At 67.7% G+C, this 17,072-nt stretch carries 17 protein-coding genes; 5 read left to right on the plus strand and 12 right to left on the minus strand.

Features of this window, described 5'->3' with window-relative positions; all coding sequences use genetic code 11:
* Positions 1–70: 70 nt before the first annotated feature.
* Complete coding sequence (locus K3U96_RS15060) at positions 71–775, minus strand: hypothetical protein (protein ID WP_069403990.1); 705 nt, start codon at positions 773–775, stop codon at positions 71–73.
* 167 nt (positions 776–942) lie between these two features.
* On the opposite strand from K3U96_RS15060, the gene car reads away from it, so the two are divergent.
* Positions 943–4,461, plus strand: a complete 3,519-nt coding sequence (gene car / locus K3U96_RS15065; RefSeq protein WP_220690233.1) for a carboxylic acid reductase — start codon at positions 943–945, stop codon at positions 4,459–4,461.
* A 94-nt stretch (positions 4,462–4,555) separates the two neighbouring features.
* On the opposite strand, the gene K3U96_RS15070 is transcribed toward car, so the two are convergent.
* From K3U96_RS15070 to K3U96_RS15095, 6 genes are all read right to left on the minus strand, one after another.
* A complete protein-coding gene (locus K3U96_RS15070) occupies positions 4,556–4,942 on the minus strand; it encodes a DUF1304 domain-containing protein (RefSeq protein ID WP_069403988.1) in 387 nt (128 codons plus the stop codon).
* Positions 4,942–5,580, minus strand: coding sequence for a hypothetical protein (locus K3U96_RS15075; protein ID WP_069403987.1), 639 nt, complete (start codon positions 5,578–5,580; stop codon positions 4,942–4,944). The genes K3U96_RS15070 and K3U96_RS15075 overlap by 1 nt, the downstream gene beginning before the upstream one ends.
* A 12-nt stretch (positions 5,581–5,592) precedes the next feature.
* Positions 5,593–6,663: a Holliday junction branch migration DNA helicase RuvB gene (ruvB, locus tag K3U96_RS15080; protein WP_069403986.1), complete on the minus strand. Its 1,071-nt coding sequence runs from the start codon at positions 6,661–6,663 to the stop codon at positions 5,593–5,595.
* The gene (gene ruvA, locus K3U96_RS15085) at positions 6,660–7,247 is read right to left on the minus strand and encodes a Holliday junction branch migration protein RuvA (protein WP_069403985.1); all 588 of its coding nucleotides are present in this window, start codon (positions 7,245–7,247) and stop codon (positions 6,660–6,662) included. The genes ruvB and ruvA overlap by 4 nt, the downstream gene beginning before the upstream one ends.
* 10 nt (positions 7,248–7,257) lie before the next feature.
* Positions 7,258–7,833: a crossover junction endodeoxyribonuclease RuvC gene (ruvC, locus tag K3U96_RS15090; protein WP_069404018.1), complete on the minus strand. Its 576-nt coding sequence runs from the start codon at positions 7,831–7,833 to the stop codon at positions 7,258–7,260.
* A gap of 164 nt (positions 7,834–7,997) precedes the next feature.
* Positions 7,998–8,600 carry a TetR/AcrR family transcriptional regulator gene (locus K3U96_RS15095; RefSeq protein ID WP_069403984.1) on the minus strand — a complete coding sequence of 201 codons (603 nt, stop codon included), beginning with the start codon at positions 8,598–8,600 and terminating at the stop codon, positions 7,998–8,000.
* 67 nt (positions 8,601–8,667) lie between these two features.
* Here K3U96_RS15095 and K3U96_RS15100 point away from each other — a divergent pair, with 67 nt between their 5' ends.
* On the plus strand, positions 8,668–9,528 hold the full coding sequence (locus K3U96_RS15100; protein WP_069403983.1) for an alpha/beta fold hydrolase: 861 nt from the start codon (positions 8,668–8,670) through the stop codon (positions 9,526–9,528).
* Positions 9,529–9,568: 40 nt separating this feature from the next.
* Here K3U96_RS15100 and K3U96_RS15105 read toward each other — a convergent pair whose 3' ends face one another.
* Positions 9,569–10,327, minus strand: a complete 759-nt coding sequence (locus tag K3U96_RS15105) for a YebC/PmpR family DNA-binding transcriptional regulator (RefSeq protein WP_069403982.1) — start codon at positions 10,325–10,327, stop codon at positions 9,569–9,571.
* Positions 10,328–10,358: 31 nt separating this feature from the next.
* Complete coding sequence (locus tag K3U96_RS15110) at positions 10,359–11,006, minus strand: TetR/AcrR family transcriptional regulator (protein ID WP_220690234.1); 648 nt, start codon at positions 11,004–11,006, stop codon at positions 10,359–10,361.
* 61 nt (positions 11,007–11,067) lie between these two features.
* Here K3U96_RS15110 and K3U96_RS15115 point away from each other — a divergent pair, with 61 nt between their 5' ends.
* Both K3U96_RS15115 and K3U96_RS15120 read left to right on the plus strand, forming a co-directional pair.
* On the plus strand, positions 11,068–12,789 hold the full coding sequence (locus K3U96_RS15115; protein WP_220690235.1) for a CocE/NonD family hydrolase: 1,722 nt from the start codon (positions 11,068–11,070) through the stop codon (positions 12,787–12,789).
* A 44-nt stretch (positions 12,790–12,833) separates the two neighbouring features.
* Positions 12,834–14,045 carry an acyl-CoA dehydrogenase family protein gene (locus K3U96_RS15120; protein ID WP_220690236.1) on the plus strand — a complete coding sequence of 404 codons (1,212 nt, stop codon included), beginning with the start codon at positions 12,834–12,836 and terminating at the stop codon, positions 14,043–14,045.
* A gap of 59 nt (positions 14,046–14,104) precedes the next feature.
* On the opposite strand, the gene K3U96_RS15125 is transcribed toward K3U96_RS15120, so the two are convergent.
* Positions 14,105–14,959, minus strand: coding sequence for an SDR family NAD(P)-dependent oxidoreductase (locus K3U96_RS15125; protein ID WP_069406145.1), 855 nt, complete (start codon positions 14,957–14,959; stop codon positions 14,105–14,107).
* A gap of 119 nt (positions 14,960–15,078) precedes the next feature.
* Between K3U96_RS15125 and K3U96_RS15130 the strand changes: the two genes are divergently transcribed.
* Positions 15,079–15,657, plus strand: coding sequence for a TetR/AcrR family transcriptional regulator (locus tag K3U96_RS15130; RefSeq protein WP_069406144.1), 579 nt, complete (start codon positions 15,079–15,081; stop codon positions 15,655–15,657).
* Here K3U96_RS15130 and pdxT read toward each other — a convergent pair.
* Both pdxT and tesB read right to left on the minus strand, forming a co-directional pair.
* Positions 15,643–16,236: a pyridoxal 5'-phosphate synthase glutaminase subunit PdxT gene (gene pdxT, locus K3U96_RS15135; protein ID WP_220690237.1), complete on the minus strand. Its 594-nt coding sequence runs from the start codon at positions 16,234–16,236 to the stop codon at positions 15,643–15,645. The two genes, K3U96_RS15130 and pdxT, sit on opposite strands and share 15 nt — an antisense overlap.
* Positions 16,233–17,072 carry an acyl-CoA thioesterase II gene (tesB, locus tag K3U96_RS15140; protein WP_069406142.1) on the minus strand — a complete coding sequence of 280 codons (840 nt, stop codon included), beginning with the start codon at positions 17,070–17,072 and terminating at the stop codon, positions 16,233–16,235. The genes pdxT and tesB overlap by 4 nt, the downstream gene beginning before the upstream one ends.

A 17,072-nucleotide genomic window follows, 5' to 3' on the forward strand; every position in this document is an offset into this window, starting at 1 on the left:
CGCGTTCGCACACGAAGAAGCGCAAAGTGCCCGCAGGCACTTTGCGTTCTTCGTTCAGGCCGGCGTCGAGTTACCGGTGCGCGAGGCGGTGACCGCGGTGGCTGTCATCGCCGCGGAACATATTGCGCCAACTACGACGGCGCGGTTGTGCGGCTTCGGCCGTCGGTCCGATGACCTCCGTCCGCTGATCGGCCATGACGGGCGCAGGCTCGTCATCGACCCGGTCATCTACCCGGTCGGCGGTCGCGGGCGCCGGTCGCGCGACGGCCGTCGTGGAACGGTCCGCCCATGCGACGTCACGCACGCTGCGCACCGAGATGCGACCGAGTGCGGCGGCGCCCAGGAATACGATCAGCGCGCCCAAGCCATAGAAGTAGGTCAGTTCCAACGCCACCCGCTTGGCCTCGGTGGCCGCGACGGGAACGCCGGCATCACCGATGCCCAGCGGCCCCGCCAACGCGCGCCCGATGACGAACCAGGCACCGCCCGCGACGGCCAGCCAGCCGCCCAGCATCGCGGTGGCGCGGTTGCCCGAGGCCAGCAGTAGCAGGCCACCCACCACGGTCACCACGCCGGGCAGCACCTCCAGCCACCCGCGTCCGGTTGTCCACGTCCACGCCCGGTCCGGGCTGAACGCGAAGTCGAACAACGGGCCGATGAACGGAATCAGCGCGCCCCACGCGCCCAACAGAATCAATAGCAGCCCACTCGCTGCGCCCCGACTGCGTGGCATGTGCAGTCGGCCGCCCCGGGTCGGTACACGCGTTTCGGTCATGATGCCTCCTTGGTCCCTGCCTGATTACCCACGCGCAGGGCCGGTCAACCCGGCGCTCACAGCAAGCTGCCAGCCGAAACCGGAATAATTTTAGTTTCACTAACGATGTTTTCTATGGACGCAACGGGGCGCCCCCAATCAATCCACGCTCGTCCTAAGGATTTTCGATGACGACCGACACCCGGGAGGCGCGACTCGCGCGCCGGATTTCTGATTTGTACGAAACAGACCACCAGTTCGCGGCCGCGCGCCCGAAAGAGGACGTCACGCACGCTATCGAGGCCACCGACCTGACGGTCCCCCAGCTCATCCACACGATTTTCAACGCGTACTCCGACCGGCCCGCGCTCGGCCAGCGCGCCGTGGAACTCGTCACCGATCCGGCGACCGGTCGCACCTCCAGCCGGCTGCTGCCCCGCTTTGACACCATCACCTACCGCGAGTTGTCCGACCGTGTGAAGGCGGTGTCCGCGGCGCTGACGCAGGCGGGGGTGCGTTCCGGGGACCGTGTCGCGATCCTCGGGTTCACCAGCATCGACTACACGACGATCGACATGGCGCTGCTGCATCTGGGTGCGATCTCGGTCCCCCTGCAGACCAGCGCACCCTCCGCCCAATTGCGACCCATCGCCGCCGAGACCGAACCCGTTGCCGTTGCAGCGAGCGTCGACTTTCTCGACGACGCGGTCGAGGTGATGCTCACCGGCCACCTCCCTCGGCATCTGATCGTGTTCGACTACCACGACGAGGTCGACGACCACCGCGACGCGCTGGGCTCCGCCGCCGCGCGGCTCGCCGAAACCCCGGTCACCATCGAGACATTGGCGCAGGTGCTCGATCGTGGTCGCGCGCTGCCGACGCCGCGGCCGTCCGACCCCGACGATGAGGACCTCGCGCTGCTGATCTACACGTCGGGCAGCACCGGGACGCCGAAGGGCGCGATGTACCCGGTCAAGGCGGTGATGGGTTCGTGGCGACGGTCCAGCATGGCCGCGTGGGGCAGCGGCGGAACGCTTCCGTGGATCACGTTGAACTTCATGCCGATGAGCCACGTGATGGGCCGCGGCATTCTCTACGCAACGCTGGGCGCGGGCGGCACCGGCTATTTCGTTGCCAGAAGCGATCTTTCGACCCTGTTCGAGGATCTCGCACTGGTCCGGCCCACCCAGTTGAGCTTCGTCCCCAGGATCTGGGACATGCTCTTTCAGCAGTTCCAGAGCGAGGTCGACCGGCGCACCGCCGATGGCGTCGAGCCGGCGGTCGCCGAGACCGAGGTGCTCGCCAACCTGCGGCAGAACCTGCTGGGCGGCCGGTTCGTCTCCGCGATGACGGGCTCCGCGCCGATCTCGGCGGAGATGAAGACGTTCGCCGAGACACTGCTGGACCTTCATCTGGCCGATGGATACGGATCGACCGAAGCGGGTGCGGTCTTCCTCGACGGGCAGGTGTCGCGGCCACCGGTCATCGACTACAAGCTGGCCGACGTCCCCGACCTCGGATACTTCCGCACCGACCGGCCCTATCCGCGCGGTGAACTGCTGATCAAGACGCAGACGATGTTCCCGGGCTATTACAAGCGACCGGAGACCACCGCCGAGGTGTTCGACGCCGACGGGTACTACCGCACTGGCGACGTCGTCGCCGAGACCGGGCCGGACCGCCTTGTCTACCTGGACCGCCGCAATAACGTGCTCAAACTGTCGCAGGGCGAGTTCGTCACGGTGTCCAAGCTGGAGGCCGCGTTCGGCACCAGCCCGCTGGTGCGCCAGATCTTCGTCTACGGCAACAGCGCTCGCTCCTACCTGCTGGCCGTGATCGTGCCGACCGAGGATGCTCTCAACCGCTACGACGGCGAGGCGCTGAAGACGGCGATCACCGAGTCCCTGCAGGACGTCGCCAGGACCGCGGGGCTGCAGTCCTACGAGATCCCACGCGACTTCATCGTGGAGACCACGCCTTTCACGCTCGAGAACGGTCTGCTCACCGGCATCCGCAAGCTGGCGCGGCCGAAAGTCAAAGAGCACTACCGCGAGCAGCTCGAGGCGCGCTACGCCGAACTGGCCGACACTCAGGCCGCCGAATTGCGCACCCTGCGCATGCACGGCGCCGATCAGCCGGTCATCGAGACGGTCAGCCGCGCCGCCGGGGCGCTGCTTGGCGCCGCGGCCGCCGACGTGCAGCCCGATGCGCACTTCACCGATCTGGGCGGAGATTCGCTGTCGGCGTTGACCTTTGGCAACCTACTCAGCGAGATCTTCGACGTCGAGGTGCCGGTCGGCGTCATCGTCAGCCCCGCCAACGACCTTGCGGCGCTGGCGGACTACATCGAGGGCGCACGCCAACCCGGAACCGCTCGGCCGACGTTCGCGTCGGTGCACGGCCGTCACGCCGACGAGGTGCACGCCGCCGACCTGACGCTGGACAAGTTCATCGAGCCGCAGACGCTCGCTGCCGCGGCGTCCCTGCCCGGCCCGGCGGCCGAGGTGCGCACGGTGCTGCTCACCGGCGCGACGGGCTTTCTGGGCCGCTATCTGGCCCTGGAGTGGCTGGAGCGGATGGCGATGGTCGGCGGTAAGGTCATCAGCCTGGTGCGGGCCCGCGACGACGAGGCGGCACGCGCCCGGCTGGACAAGACGTTCGACTCGGGCGATCCCGAACTGCTGCGCCATTACCGGGAATTGGCCGCCGACCATCTCGAGGTCATCGCCGGCGACAAGGGCGAAGCCGATCTCGGGCTGGACCGGCAGACATGGCAGCGGCTGGCCGACACGGTCGACTTGATCGTCGATCCCGCGGCGTTGGTCAACCACGTGCTGCCCTACAGCGAGTTGTTCGGCCCCAACGTCGTCGGCACCGCCGAGCTGATCCGCGTCGCGCTCACCACCAAGATCAAGCCGTACGTCTACGTGTCGACGATCGGTGTGGGCGCGGGCATCACGCCCGGCCAGTTCACCGAGGATGGTGACATCCGGGAGATCAGCGCGACCCGCAAGGTCGACGACAGTTACGCCAACGGCTACTCCAACAGCAAGTGGGGCGGTGAGGTGCTGCTGCGCGAGGCCCACGATCGGTGCGGGCTGCCTGCGGCGGTGTTCCGTTGCGACCTGATCCTCGCCGACACCACCTATGTCGGCCAACTCAACGTGCCGGACATGTTCACCCGGTTGATTTTCAGCCTGGTTGCCACCGGTATCGCGCCGTTCTCGTTCTACGAGGTGGACGCGCAGGGCCGTCGCCAGCGGGCGCACTACGACGGGCTGCCGGTCGAGTTCATCGCCGAGGCGATCTCGACGCTGGGGATCCGGGTGGCCGACGAGGGCTCGGGGTTCGCGACTTATCACGTGATGAACCCCTACGACGACGGCATCGGTCTCGACGAGTACGTCGACTGGCTGATCGAGGCGGGCTATCCCGTCGAACGTGTCGGTGACTATGCCACCTGGCTCGCGCGGTTCGACACCGCGGTGCGCGCGTTGCCCGAACGGCAGCGTCAGGCGTCGGTGCTGCCGCTGCTGCACAACTATCAACGCCCGGAGAGCCCGATCCGCGGGTCGATCGCCCCGACGGACCGGTTCCGGACCGCCGTGCAGGACGCGAAGATCGGTCCCGACAAGGACATTCCGCACGTCACCCGTGAGGTGATCGTCAAGTACGTCACCGACCTGCAGCTGCTGGGTCTGTTGTAGCGTCGGGGTCACGCCCCGGCACGAATCTGGGCGCACCTGGCCACCACGGCCAGTACCGCTAGCAGCGGTGCCAGGGTTGGCCTCATCCGCGGCGCTACAGCGTGACGGCGATCCCCAGCAGCACGATCGCGATCAGCGGCAGGGCGCCCTGTGTGACCGCGGCACGCGCCTTGTCCGGCGAGGACAGCAGCAGCACGAGCGCCGCGGCCAGCATCGATCCGGTGCCTGCGAAGACGAGCGCGATGCCCACCCAGTTGTAGCCGAGGCCGCCGATCACGATCCCGGTGACCGTGACGATGGCCAGGAACAGGTTGTAGAAGCCCTGGTTGAAGGCCAACTCCTTGGTGGCCGAGGCCTCTTCCTCGGTGAGGCCGAAGGTGGCCCTGGTGCGTGCCGACGTCCAGGTGAACGACTCCATCACCCAGATGTAGACGTGCAGAAGCGCCGCGAGACCCGCGAAGAACAGCCCGGCGAAACCCATCACACCCCCACGCTTTCCACGCGCACCACCGGCGGTAGCGCCAGCATAACCAGGCCGGTCAACGCCAACCACGCGGCGGTGGAGTAGGCGCCGGGCAGACCGATCCAGGTGTGCAGCAACGCGGGTACGCCGAGCACCCCGAGCGCCGCCGACCACTTCGGCAACACCCCGGAGCGCCAGATTACGTAGGCGGTCGCGAAAATCAGTGTGGCAGCCCCCAGTTGGGCGTAGTGGTACAGCCACAAGGCGAGCCCGAGGAACGGCTGGGAGAACTCGGTCACGGTCATGTCGTCGAATTGGACGATCGCGGCGGGCACCGCCACCTCGGCGGACAGGCCCGCGGCCATCAGCGCCAAGAACACCGTGCCGCCGATGATCGCGGTGAACACCGCACCGGTGGGGCCGGCGGCTGACCGTAGCGTCGCGGTCAGCACCCCGAGGAACAGCACGCCGAACAAGATGTGCAGGAGCGGCAGCGTGCCGTTGGCGGTGAGAAACGATGCGGCGCTGTCGAAGTAGGCCTGCACCCGGTTGGGATCGTCGGGCGTTTCCGGAGACCCGGCCAGATAGGCGGGCACGATCACCACCGCCGACGCGATCCCGCACAGCCCGCCGAGTCGTATCGTTCCGCTTCCCATCGAAGCACTCCTCTACTCGAAAAGGCCGGGCTGGCCCAGCCCGCTGACCCCGCTCGGTGGAGTCAAGCCCAGGTGCGTCCACGCCGCAGGCGTGGCCACCCGGCCCCGCGGGGTGCGCGCGATCATGCCGGCCCGCACCAGAAACGGCTCGCAGACCTCCTCGACCGTGGCGGCTTCCTCGCCCACCGCGACGGCCAGCGTGGACACCCCGACCGGGCCGCCACCGAAACTCCTTGTCAACGCGGACAATACCGCCCGGTCGAGCCGGTCCAGGCCGAGCTCGTCGACGTCGTACACCTCCAGCGCCGCCTTGGCGATATCCCTGGTGATGACCCCGTCGGCCCGCACCTCGGCGTAGTCGCGAACCCGGCGCAGCAGCCGGTTGGCGATGCGCGGTGTTCCGCGGGAGCGACGGGCGATCTCGGCCCCCGCGTCGGCACCCAGTTCGATTCCGAGGATGCCCGCCGAGCGGCCCAGCACCAACTCGAGCTCGGCCGGTTCGTAGAAGTCCATGTGGGCGGTGAAGCCGAACCGGTCCCGCAGCGGCCCGGTCAACGCGCCCGAGCGGGTGGTGGCGCCGACGAGCGTGAACGGTGCCACCTCCAACGGAATCGACGTCGCCCCAGGGCCTTTGCCGACGACCACGTCGACGCGGAAGTCCTCCATCGCCAGGTACAGCATCTCCTCGGCCGGCCGGGCGATGCGGTGGATCTCGTCGATGAACAACACGTCGTGCTCGACGAGGTTGGACAGCATCGCCGCCAGGTCCCCCGCGCGTTCCAGCGCGGGCCCAGACGTGACCCGCAGCGACGAGCCGAGTTCGGCGGCGATGATCATCGCCAGCGATGTCTTGCCCAGCCCGGGCGGACCGGACAGCAGGATGTGATCGGGTGTGCCGCCGCGGTTCTTGGCGCCCTCGATGACCAACTGCAGTTGTTCGCGCACCCGGTGCTGGCCGATGAACTCGCCGAGCGAGCGCGGCCGCAGGCTGGCGTCGATGTCGCCCTCCCCGACGGTCAGCGCCGGGGACACCTCCCGTTCGTCAGGATCATCGGAAAGGTCGGGGTCGTCGAACCGGCTCACTTCTGACCTAACATCGACAGCGCCGCGCGAAGGGCGGTCGACTGCGTGGCTTCAGGATCGTTGGCCAGCACCTTGTCGGTGGCCTCCTCGGCCTGCTTAGCGGCGAAGCCAAGCCCGACAAGGGCTTCCACCACCGGGCTGCGCACCGAGTGACCGTTCAACGCGGCGGCGCCTGACGGGGTGACGACGCCCATCTTGTCGCGCAGGCTGAGCACCATCAGTTCGGCGGTCTTCTTGCCCACCTTGGGGATTCGCTTGAGTGCGGTGATGTCGCTTTCGGCGATGGCCTGACGCAGGGTCGGACCGTCGTACATGGCCAGCGCACCCAGCGCGATGCTCGGCCCGATACCCGATACGCCGAGCAGCGTGAGGAACAGGTCGCGGGCGTCGCCGTCCGGGAAGCCGTACAGCGTCATCGAGTCCTCGCGCACGATCATCGCGGTGATCAGCCGCGCTTCGCTGCCCCGGCGCAGTGTGGCCAGCGCGGACGGGGTCGCCATCACCTTGTATCCCACCCCGGACGCCTCGATCACGGCGTGGTCGAGTGCGACGTCGAGGACCTCGCCGCGGATGGATGCGATCATCGTGCTGCTTTCACTTGGCGGCTTTCAATCTGGCTCGCTGGACCTTCAACCTCGCCTGGTACTTGCGCTTCTGCTCTGCGGCCAGCGCTTCGGCCGCCGCCATCCGCGCGATCATCGGGGCGCGCCAGCAGTGGCAGATCGCCAGCGCCAACGCGTCGGCGGCATCGGCGGGTGTCGGTTTGGTCTGCAGCGCAAGGATTCTGGTGACCATCGCGGTGACCTGAGCCTTGTCGGCGTTGCCGTTGCCGGTGACCGCGGCCTTGACCTCGCTGGGTGTGTGGAAGTGCACGTCGATGTCGCGCTTGGCCGCGGCCAGCGCGATCACCCCGCCTGCCTGCGCGGTGCCCATCACGGTCGACACGTTCTGCTGGGAGAACACCCGCTCGATCGCGATGACGTCGGGTCGGTGGGTGTCCATCCAGTACTCGACTGCGTCGCTGATCATCAGCAGTCGGCGGTGCAGCGCCTGGTCCGCCGGGGTGCGAACGACGTCGACGTCCAGCGCGGTGACCTGCCTGCCCTTGCCGCCCTCGATCACCGACAGACCGCAGCGCGTCAACCCGGGATCGACACCCATCACCCGCACGCCCGCTCCTTCTGTGAACACCTGTTCGAGAGCTTAACGTCAGAAGTCGACGCGGTCGGTCAGGACACGCTCAGGTCGACCAGACCACGCCAAAGGGACGTACGGGCGGCAAAGGGTGAGTGGATCTCGCCAAGACGTCGATCTCGGCGTGGGTGCGGGGCCGGCTACCCGAACGTGTCAGCGCGCTCGACCGGCCGCAGCGCGGATCCGCGGTACTGCGGGGCCAGCGCGCGGCCCATGGCCAGCAGCGGTTCGGTGCTGCGCAGCGTGCGCGCGAGGATGAACGCCCCCTCCAGCGCGCCGACGATGGCCAGCGTCAGGCTGCGGGCATGCGGTTCGTCGAGGCCGCGGCCGGTGAAGTAGGCGGTGCCGCCGTTTGTCCAGGCGTCGAACACCGACGCGGACGTCTCGCGCAGTTCGGCCACGGTGTCGGCGGTCTCGGCGGCGACGGTGCCGACCGGGCACATGTTGGCAAAGCCGGTGCCTGTCATGTCCTCGGCGGCCTGGGTGAACACGGCCTCGATCGCTTCGCCGAGGTCAGTGTGCTCGTCGATGACCGACGGGATGAGCAGCGCGTACGCGGCTCCGGCGTTGATCAGCGCCTCGCGGGCGATCTGCGCCTTGCCGCCGCGGAAGTGGTGGTACAGCGAGCCGATCGGGGCGCCGGCGGCCTCGGCGATGTCCTTCATGGCCAACGCGCCGTAGCCCTTGTGCCGCATCAGCTCGGCGGCCGCCGTGAGGATCGCTTCGCGGGTGGATCTTGCCATTGTCGCCTCCCGCCCACAGACTAGAGCATACGTTCTAGAATTCACGTTCTAATCGGAAGAGGGCCGCATGAAATCCGTCGACGTCACCGCAGGCACGATCGAGTACCGCGAGCAAGGCGATCCGAACGGGCCGCCGGTGGTGTTGCTGCACGGGGTGTTGTTCAACGACACGCAGTGGGATCTGGTTCTGCCCCTGCTGCCCGCGGGCGTGCGCTATCTGCTGCCGGTGCTGCCGTTGGGCGGTCACCGCATCCCGATGCGCGACGACGCCGACCTGACGTTGCCGGGCATGGTCGCCATCGTGGCGGACTTCCTCGACGCCCTCGACCTCGTCGACGTCACGCTCGTCGTCAGCGACTGGGGCGGCCCGCTGTTCCTGACCGACATCGGCCGCGACACACGCGTTGCGCGCCTGGTGATCTGCCCGTCGGAGGCGTTCGACAACTTTCCGCCCGGCTTGCCCGGCAAGATGGTGTGGCTGGCCAGCCGCACCACCGGGACCATCGCGCTGGCGCAGCGCCAACTCAGGGTGGGCTGGCTGCGACGGCGGTGGTTCATGCTGGGTCAGATGACGAAAAAGTCTGTCCCGCAAGAAATTGTCGAGGCGTGGACGGACGCGGCGCTGGCCGACAAGCGGATTCGGCGCGATCTGTTGAAGTACTGCCGCACCAAGTTCGTCGACGCGGAGCTGATCCGCGCGACCGACCGACTGGCCGGCTTCGACGGCGACGCCCTGGTGTTGTGGAGCCGCAACGCCGTCATGCCCGCTGAGCACGCCGAGCGGTTGGCCGCGCTCTTACCGAAGGCGCGGCGGCAATACGTCGACGACGCCTACGTGCTCGTCATGCTCGACAACCCCGAAGCCACAGCGCAGGCAATCAGCGCTTTCCTCGCCGAAAGGGACATACGGGCGGGAAAGTGCGAGTAGATCTCGCCAAAACGTCGATCTCGGCGCACAGTGCGGGAGGTCAGTCCTCGTCGTCAAGTTGGGCCGCGACCTCGTCGGGGATGTCGATGTTGGTGTAGACCTCCTGCACATCGTCGAGGTCCTCGAGCGCGTCGACCAACTTCATGATCTTGCGCGCCCCCTCGAGGTCGACGGGCACCGAAACCGACGGTTCGAAGCCCGCGTCGGCCGACTCGTAGTCGATACCGGCGTCCTGCAGCGCCGTGCGCACCGCAACCAGATCGGCCGGCTCGGAGATCACCTGGAAGCTCTCCCCGAGATCGTTGACCTCTTCGGCGCCGGCCTCCAGCACCGCGGTCAGCACATCGTCTTCGCTGAGCCCGTCCTTGTCGAGTGTCACCACGCCCTTGCGGGAGAACAGATAGGCCACCGAACCCGGGTCGGCCATGTTGCCGCCGTTGCGGGTCATCGCCACCCGCACGTCGCCGGCGGCGCGGTTGCGGTTGTCGGTGAGGCACTCGATCAGCACCGCGACGCCGTTGGGGCCGTAACCCTCGTAGGTGATGTTCTGGTACTCCGCGCCGCCGGCCTCCTCACCGGCGCCGCGGCGACGCGCGCGCTCGATGTTGTCGTTGGGCACCGAGTTCTTCTTCGCCTTCTGGATGGCGTCGTACAGGGTCGGGTTGCCGGCCGGGTCACCGCCGCCGACGCGCGCGGCCACCTCGACGTTCTTGATCAGCTTGGCGAACATCTTGCCGCGGCGGGCGTCGATGACGGCTTTCTTGTGCTTGGTGGTGGCCCACTTGGAATGGCCGCTCATTCAGGTCGTACTCGCTCTCTGGAAGTCATGCTCAACGTCCGCCCGACGAGTCTACGTGCATCGATGCCACGTTCGGCGTGGAGCGGATGTCTCCGCAGATGTAGCGCTGCAGATTGGGCGCGACGGCGTCGATGATCTCCTCCGGGCTCATCGACGCGATCGGCTCGATTTTCCAGATGTAGCGCATCATCGCCAATCCCATGAGCTGCGACGAGACCAGGCCGCTGCGCACCCTGCGATCGCGATCGTCAACGCCCAGCTGCGACACCCCCATCAGGCTGCTTTCGACGATCCCGCGCAGCTTTTCGCGGGTGCCCTGATCGTGCGCTGCGGTCTGCAGCACCGACCGCAGCACGGGACCGACCTCGTCGTCGGCCCAGGCCCCCAGCATCAGACGCAGCAACGCGGCGCCGAGTTGGTCCACCGGCGTGGTCCACGCGTTGGCGACGTCCTCCAGCCACCCCTGCGGCGGATTCGTCGCCGCGTCGAGCAGCCCCTCTTTGGATTTGAAGTAGTGGTAGACGAGCGCGGGATCGACGTCGGCCCGGCGCGCCACCGACCTGATCGTCGTACCCGCCCAGCCGGTCTGGGCGAACGCTTCGCGCGCCGCGGCCAGTATCCGCGCCGCCAGTACACCGCGTTCATCCCGCGGCCCGGGGGCCGCCGGCTTCTTCGACATGCACCGATTCTAGCGTGAATTTCACGTTGCGTTGAGACTAGTTTCACCGTAGCGTGAAACTATGTCCACATCGGAACGCGTCCTCAACGGGCCGCAAACCACCGGCCGCACCTACCGCAACCTGAGCCGGCCGCGGTTCGGGATCCGGCGTGACGACAACGTCGCCGTGCCGATGCGCGACGGCATCACGCTGCTCGCCGACGTCCACCGCCCCGACGAGAAGGGCAGGTATCCGGCATTGGTCGCGGCGTCGCCCTACCCCCGCCAGATGCAGGACCTCGGCGCGCCCGCCGGGTTCATCGAAGCGGGTGCGACGGACTTCTGGGTGCCGCGCGGCTATGTCCACGTGATCGCCAACGTCCGTGGGACGGGCGGGTCCGGCGGCACGTTCGGGTTCTTCGACCCGCAGGAGCGTCGCGACATGTTCGACCTCGTCGAATGGGTGGCCACGCAGCCGTGGTGTGACGGCAGCGTCGGCATGATCGGTATCAGCTACTTCGCGATGACCCAGTTGGAGGCCGCAGTCGAGCGGCCCCCGCACCTCAAGGCGATCTTTCCGGTCGCCGCGACGGCCGACCTGTACGAGGGCGCCTGCCACCACGGGTTGGCCAGCACGTCGTTCATCACGCCGTTCCTGTCGATGATGGGGCTCACGTCCGACCGCAGCGACGCGTTCTGGCGGCGCAACCCGGTGATCGCCCTGGCGCGCCGGATCCTGGCCAATCCCCGGCTGCACCGCAGGTTCGCGACGATGAACGGCGAATCGGCGGTCACGATGATGCGCCAGCTGCTCAAGCTGCCGCACAACCCGCATCCGTGGGACGACCTGTTCCTCGACGTCGTCGTCAAACATCCCCACCGCGACCAATGGTGGGAACAGCGCAACCTGCTGCCGCTGCTCGAGGAGGTCGACATCCCGGTGTACCTGGGCTGCGACTGGGAGAACGTTCCTTTGCATCTGCCTTCGACGTTCACCGCGTGGAAAGCCTTGGCGGCCAATCCTCATGTACGCATGGGCATGCTGGGCCGGTTCGGTCTGACCTGGCCGTGGGAGAGCCTGCACCACGAGGCGCTGGCCTGGTACGACCACTGGCTCAAGGGCGCCGACACCGGAATCATGGACGGTCCACCGATCCGCTACGTGCTGCCCGGCTCTGACGGCTGGCACACCGCCGAGGCGTGGCCGCCGCCAGCCACCTACCTCGCGCTGGCACTGCGCGCCGACGGCGCACTGTCCGAGGACGAAGGCGCACCCGGCGCACGCGAGTACCTGACGCTCGGGGCGGGCCTCAACCGCGCCCGGCCCAGCACGATCGATCCGCCGGCCGCGCTGACGTGGACCACCGCCCCGCTGCCGGCCGCCCTCGACGTCGTCGGCGACGTCGAGTTGCGCCTGACGGCCACGGCCACCGCGGCGGACACCGGGTGGCTGGCCACCTTGCAGGACGTCGCGCCCGACGGCGAGGTCACCGACGTGACGGCCGGGTGGTTGCGCGCGAGTTTGCGGACGGTCGACGACGCCGCAAGCCGTGACGGTGCGCCGGTGCTGCCGTGCACCGACGCCGTCGCGGTCCCCGTCGGGCAGGATGTGGAGTACCGAATCCCCTTGGTGGCCAACGCACGTCGCTTCCACCCCGGGCACCGGGTGCGCATCGTGTTGACCAGTGACGACCAGGACCCGCAGGCGCCGGCGATCATGAACTTCCGGCATGCCAGCGTCGGTACCAGCAGCCTCAACACAGTTCGGTCCTCATCGCGATTGCTGCTGCCCGTGCTGCGGTGAAGATACGGTTTCACATCGAACTTACTCCGCAGTAAGATGGGGATATGTCGTTCTCGATGGAGCTCTCCCCCGACCTCATCCATGTCCGGGACTGGGTGCATGATTTCGCCGCCGATGTGATCCGCCCGGCCGCCGCCGAGTGGGACGAACGCGAAGAGACCCCGTGGCCGATCATCCAGGAAGCCGCCAAGGTCGGCATCTACTCCATGGAGTTCTTCGCCGAGCAGTCGGCCGAGCCCTCTGGGCTGGGCATGCTCACGGCGTTCGAGGAGATGTTCTGGGGCGACGCCGGAATCGCGCTGGCCATCCTGGGTACCGGTCTGGCGGCGGCCTCGCTGGCCGCCAACGGCACCCCCGAGCAGGTCGGCGAATGGGTGCCGCAGATGTTCGGCACGGTCAACGAGCCCAAGGTCGCCGCGTTCTGTTCGTCAGAACCCGGCGCCGGCTCCGACGTCGGCGCCATCCTGACCCGCGCCCGTTACGACGAGGCCACCGACGAGTGGGTGCTCAACGGCACCAAGACCTGGGCCACCAACGGCGGCATTGCCGAGGTCCACGTCGTCGTGGCCTCGGTGTACCCCGAACTCGGCACCCGCGGGCAGGCCACCTTCATCATCCCGCCCGACACCCCGGGGTTCAGCCAGGGCCAGAAGTTCCGCAAGCACGGCATCCGGGCGTCGCACACCGCCGAGGTGGTGCTGGAGGACGTCCGCATCCCCGGCCGGCTGATCGTCGGCGGACGGGAGAAGTTCGAGGAACGCATCGCGCGGATCCGCGAGGGCAAGAGCGCCAAGAGCCAGGCGGCGCTGGCCACGTTCGAACGCACCCGGCCCACCGTCGGGGCGATGGCCGTCGGCGTGGCCCGCGCCGCCTACGAGTACGCGCTGGACTACGCGTTGCAGCGGGAGCAGTTCGGCCGCAAGATCGCCGAATTCCAGGCCATCGCCTTCAAACTGGCCGACATGAAGGCCCGCATCGACGCCGCGCGCCTGCTCGTGTGGCGGGCCGGGTGGATGGCCCGCAACGGCAAATCGTTCGACAACGCCGAAGGCTCGATGGCCAAGTTGGTGGCCAGCGAGACCGCGGTGTACGTCACCGACGAGGCGATCCAGATCCTCGGCGGCAACGGCTACACCCGCGACTATCCGGTCGAGCGGATGCACCGCGACGCGAAGATCTTCACGATCTTCGAGGGCACCAGCGAGATTCAGCGGCTGGTGATCGGCCGCGCGGTCACCGGCCTGCCGCTGCGCTGAGTCGCGATTTGGGTGTGAAAACTTTCGCCGAGCGAAAGAAATCACGCCGAAATCGCCGGTTAACGGACGAGGGTGGCGCCGCCGTCCAGACGGATCTGCTGGCCGGTCATGAACCGGGACTCGTCGGCAAGCAGATACAGCGCGGCATAGGCGGTCTCCCAGGTGCTGGCGCGCCCCATCTTCAGTTTCACCACGTCCCGGTAGGCCGCGTCGACCTCGTCGGGGTCGAGACCGAAGAGTTCCTGCGAGTCGTGGTTGCCCAGGGTCGAGTCGATCGGGCCCAGCATCAGCGTGTTGGCCCGGATGCCGGCCTCGGCGTACTGCACGGCGGTCAGCTCGGTGATGTAGTTGAGCCCGCACTTGCCCAGCGCGTACGGCATGATGCCCATGTTCAGCCCGATCTCGTTCTTCACGCTCGCGATCGATGAGAAGTTGACGATGCTGCCGGTGCTCGTCCCCGCGTTCTTCTCCATGCACTGCGCGGCGAACAGGTTGCAGTGATAGCAGCCCAGCATGTTGACGTTGACGCCGTAATTGAAGGCCTCCACCGTCATCGAGTTGTCTTCCCGGTCGAACGGCGGATTGGTGGCGACGCTGTACACCATGCCGTCCACCCGTCCGCTGCGCTGCATGACGGTGTCGAAAATCCTTTGACAGTCCTCTTTTTCGGCCACGTCGGCCTGTACCGCGTAGGCCTTACCGCCTTCGGCGGTGATGAGGTCGACGGTTTCCTGGGCAGCGGCGAGGTTCAGGTCGACGGCCACGACCTCGGCCCCGTGCCGAGCCGCCAGGATCGCGGTGGCCCGCCCGTTGCCGGTCTTCTCGCCGGGCATCTGACCGCCGCCGATGACGACCACGACCTTTCCGGACAGGTCGAACGCGGTGCGCCCCTGCTGTGCGAAATCGAGTGTCATCGTCTTCTTTCGTGTGTATGGCCGATCCGGATGCCCTACTGACCAATCGTACAGCGGTAAACTGTACGAATGGTCAGGCGAGCCAAGATTGTTAGCCATACTACATATCGGCTGGGACGGTGAGCCGCCCCGCCGCCGTGGCGACGGGCGCCACCCGGCAACGGCTGATCGACGTCGCCGTCGAACTGTTCGGCCGGTTCAGCGTGGCCGGCACCTCCCTGCAGATGATCTCCGACGAGCTCGGGCTGACGAAGTCGGCCATCTACCACCACTTCCGCACACGTGACGAGCTCCTGGAGGCCGTCATGGAGCCGCTCATCACGGAGTTGGCGCAGCTCGTCGAGACCGCCAGCGCCCGACGTGGCGCGCGGGCCCGGGCCGAGGCCATGCTCACCGGGTTCGCCGCGCTGGCCGTGGCCAACCGCAATCTGATCCCCGTCCTCACCGGTGACCCCAGCGTCGGTGAGCTCCTGCGCAACCGGCCGTCGTGGGGCACAACTGTGCGGCAGCAGATGGCCTTGCTCGCCGGTGTGGAGCCGGGCATGGGCGGCCAGGTCAAGGCCGCCGTGGTGATGGCAGGCATCTCGGCGGCGGTCGGTGTGGACTACTCCGACGGCGGCGCGGACCTCGCCAGGCTGCGGGACGAGCTGGTCACCGCGGGTCGGCGCACGCTGGGGTTGCGCTCACCGCGCACGTAGCGAGTCGACGAACATGGCGTGCACCCGACGATCGCCGGTCACCTCCGGATGAAACGACGTCGCGAGCATCCGGCCCTGCCGTACGGCGACGGGGTGACCGGCCGCCTCGGCGAGCACTTCCACCCCGGGCCCGACGCGCTCGACCCACGGCGCCCGGATGAACACCGCGTGCACCGGCCCGTCCAGCCCCTCGAACGCGATATCGCCTTCGAACGAATCGATTTGACGGCCAAACGCGTTGCGCCGCACTGTCATATCGATCGCCTTCAACGGCGTGGCCTCTCGTCCGCCCGCGCCGGCGTCGAGGATCTCGGAGGCCAACAGGATCATCCCGGCACACGATCCGTAGGCGGGCATACCCTCGGCCAGCCGGGCGCGCAGCGGCTCGAGCAGCTCGAGCTCACGCAGCAGATGGCTCATGGTGGTGGACTCCCCGCCCGGAATCACCAGCGCGTCCACGTTTTCCAGTTCACGTAGCCGCCGAACAGTCGACGCCTCGGCACCGGCTTCGCGCAGCGCCGCAAGGTGCTCACGGGTGTCGCCCTGCAGCGCCAGCACACCGACGTGCGCCGCGCTCATGGCCGGTAGTCGCGTTGGTAGCGGGTGAGGCCCTCCTGCATCACCGCCGCGACCATTTCCCCGTACTGGTTGAAGATCTTGCCCTGACACAGCGAGCGACCACCCGACGCCGACGGCGACAACTGGTCGTAGAGCAGCCATTCATCGGCCCGGAACGGGCGCATGAACCACATCGCGTGGTCCAGCGACGCGACCTGCAGGTGTTTGCGCTCTTCGGGGTAGTTGACCTGCGCTGAACCCAGCAAGGTGAGGTCGCTCATGTAGGCCAGCGCGCAGATGTGCAGCACATGGTCGTCGGGCAGCGGGTCGCGGTGGCGGAACCACACCTGCTGCTGGGACGCCTTGCCGGGCAGCAGCGTGAGCTGGTCACGCGGCACCAGGCGCACGTCCCACTCGGCGAACTGCGCGAACCCCGCGTCGTCGAACGCCCCGCCCTTGGAGATGAAGCTGGGCAGGTCGTCGGGCGGCGGCGCGGCTGGCACGGCGTCCTGGTGTTCGATGCCGCTCTGATCGGTCTGAAACGACGCCGACATCGAGAAGATGGTCTCGCCGTGCTGGATGGCGTTGACCCGCCGCGTGACGAACGATCCGCCGTCGCGCAGCCGTTCGACGATGTACACCGAAGGGGCCCGGGCATCGCCGGGCCGAAGAAAATAGCCGTGCAGGGAATGCACCTGGAAGCGCGAATCCACAGTGCGCACCGCCGACACCAGCGACTGTCCGGCTACATGACCGCCGAATGTCCGTTGGAAATAACCGGATTCGGGGCTGAAGACACCACCACGGTAGATGTTGACCTCGAGCTGCTCGAGATCGAGGATCTGTTCGATCGCCAC

The organism is Mycolicibacterium holsaticum DSM 44478 = JCM 12374 (assembly GCF_019645835.1).
Classification (GTDB): domain Bacteria; phylum Actinomycetota; class Actinomycetes; order Mycobacteriales; family Mycobacteriaceae; genus Mycobacterium; species Mycobacterium holsaticum.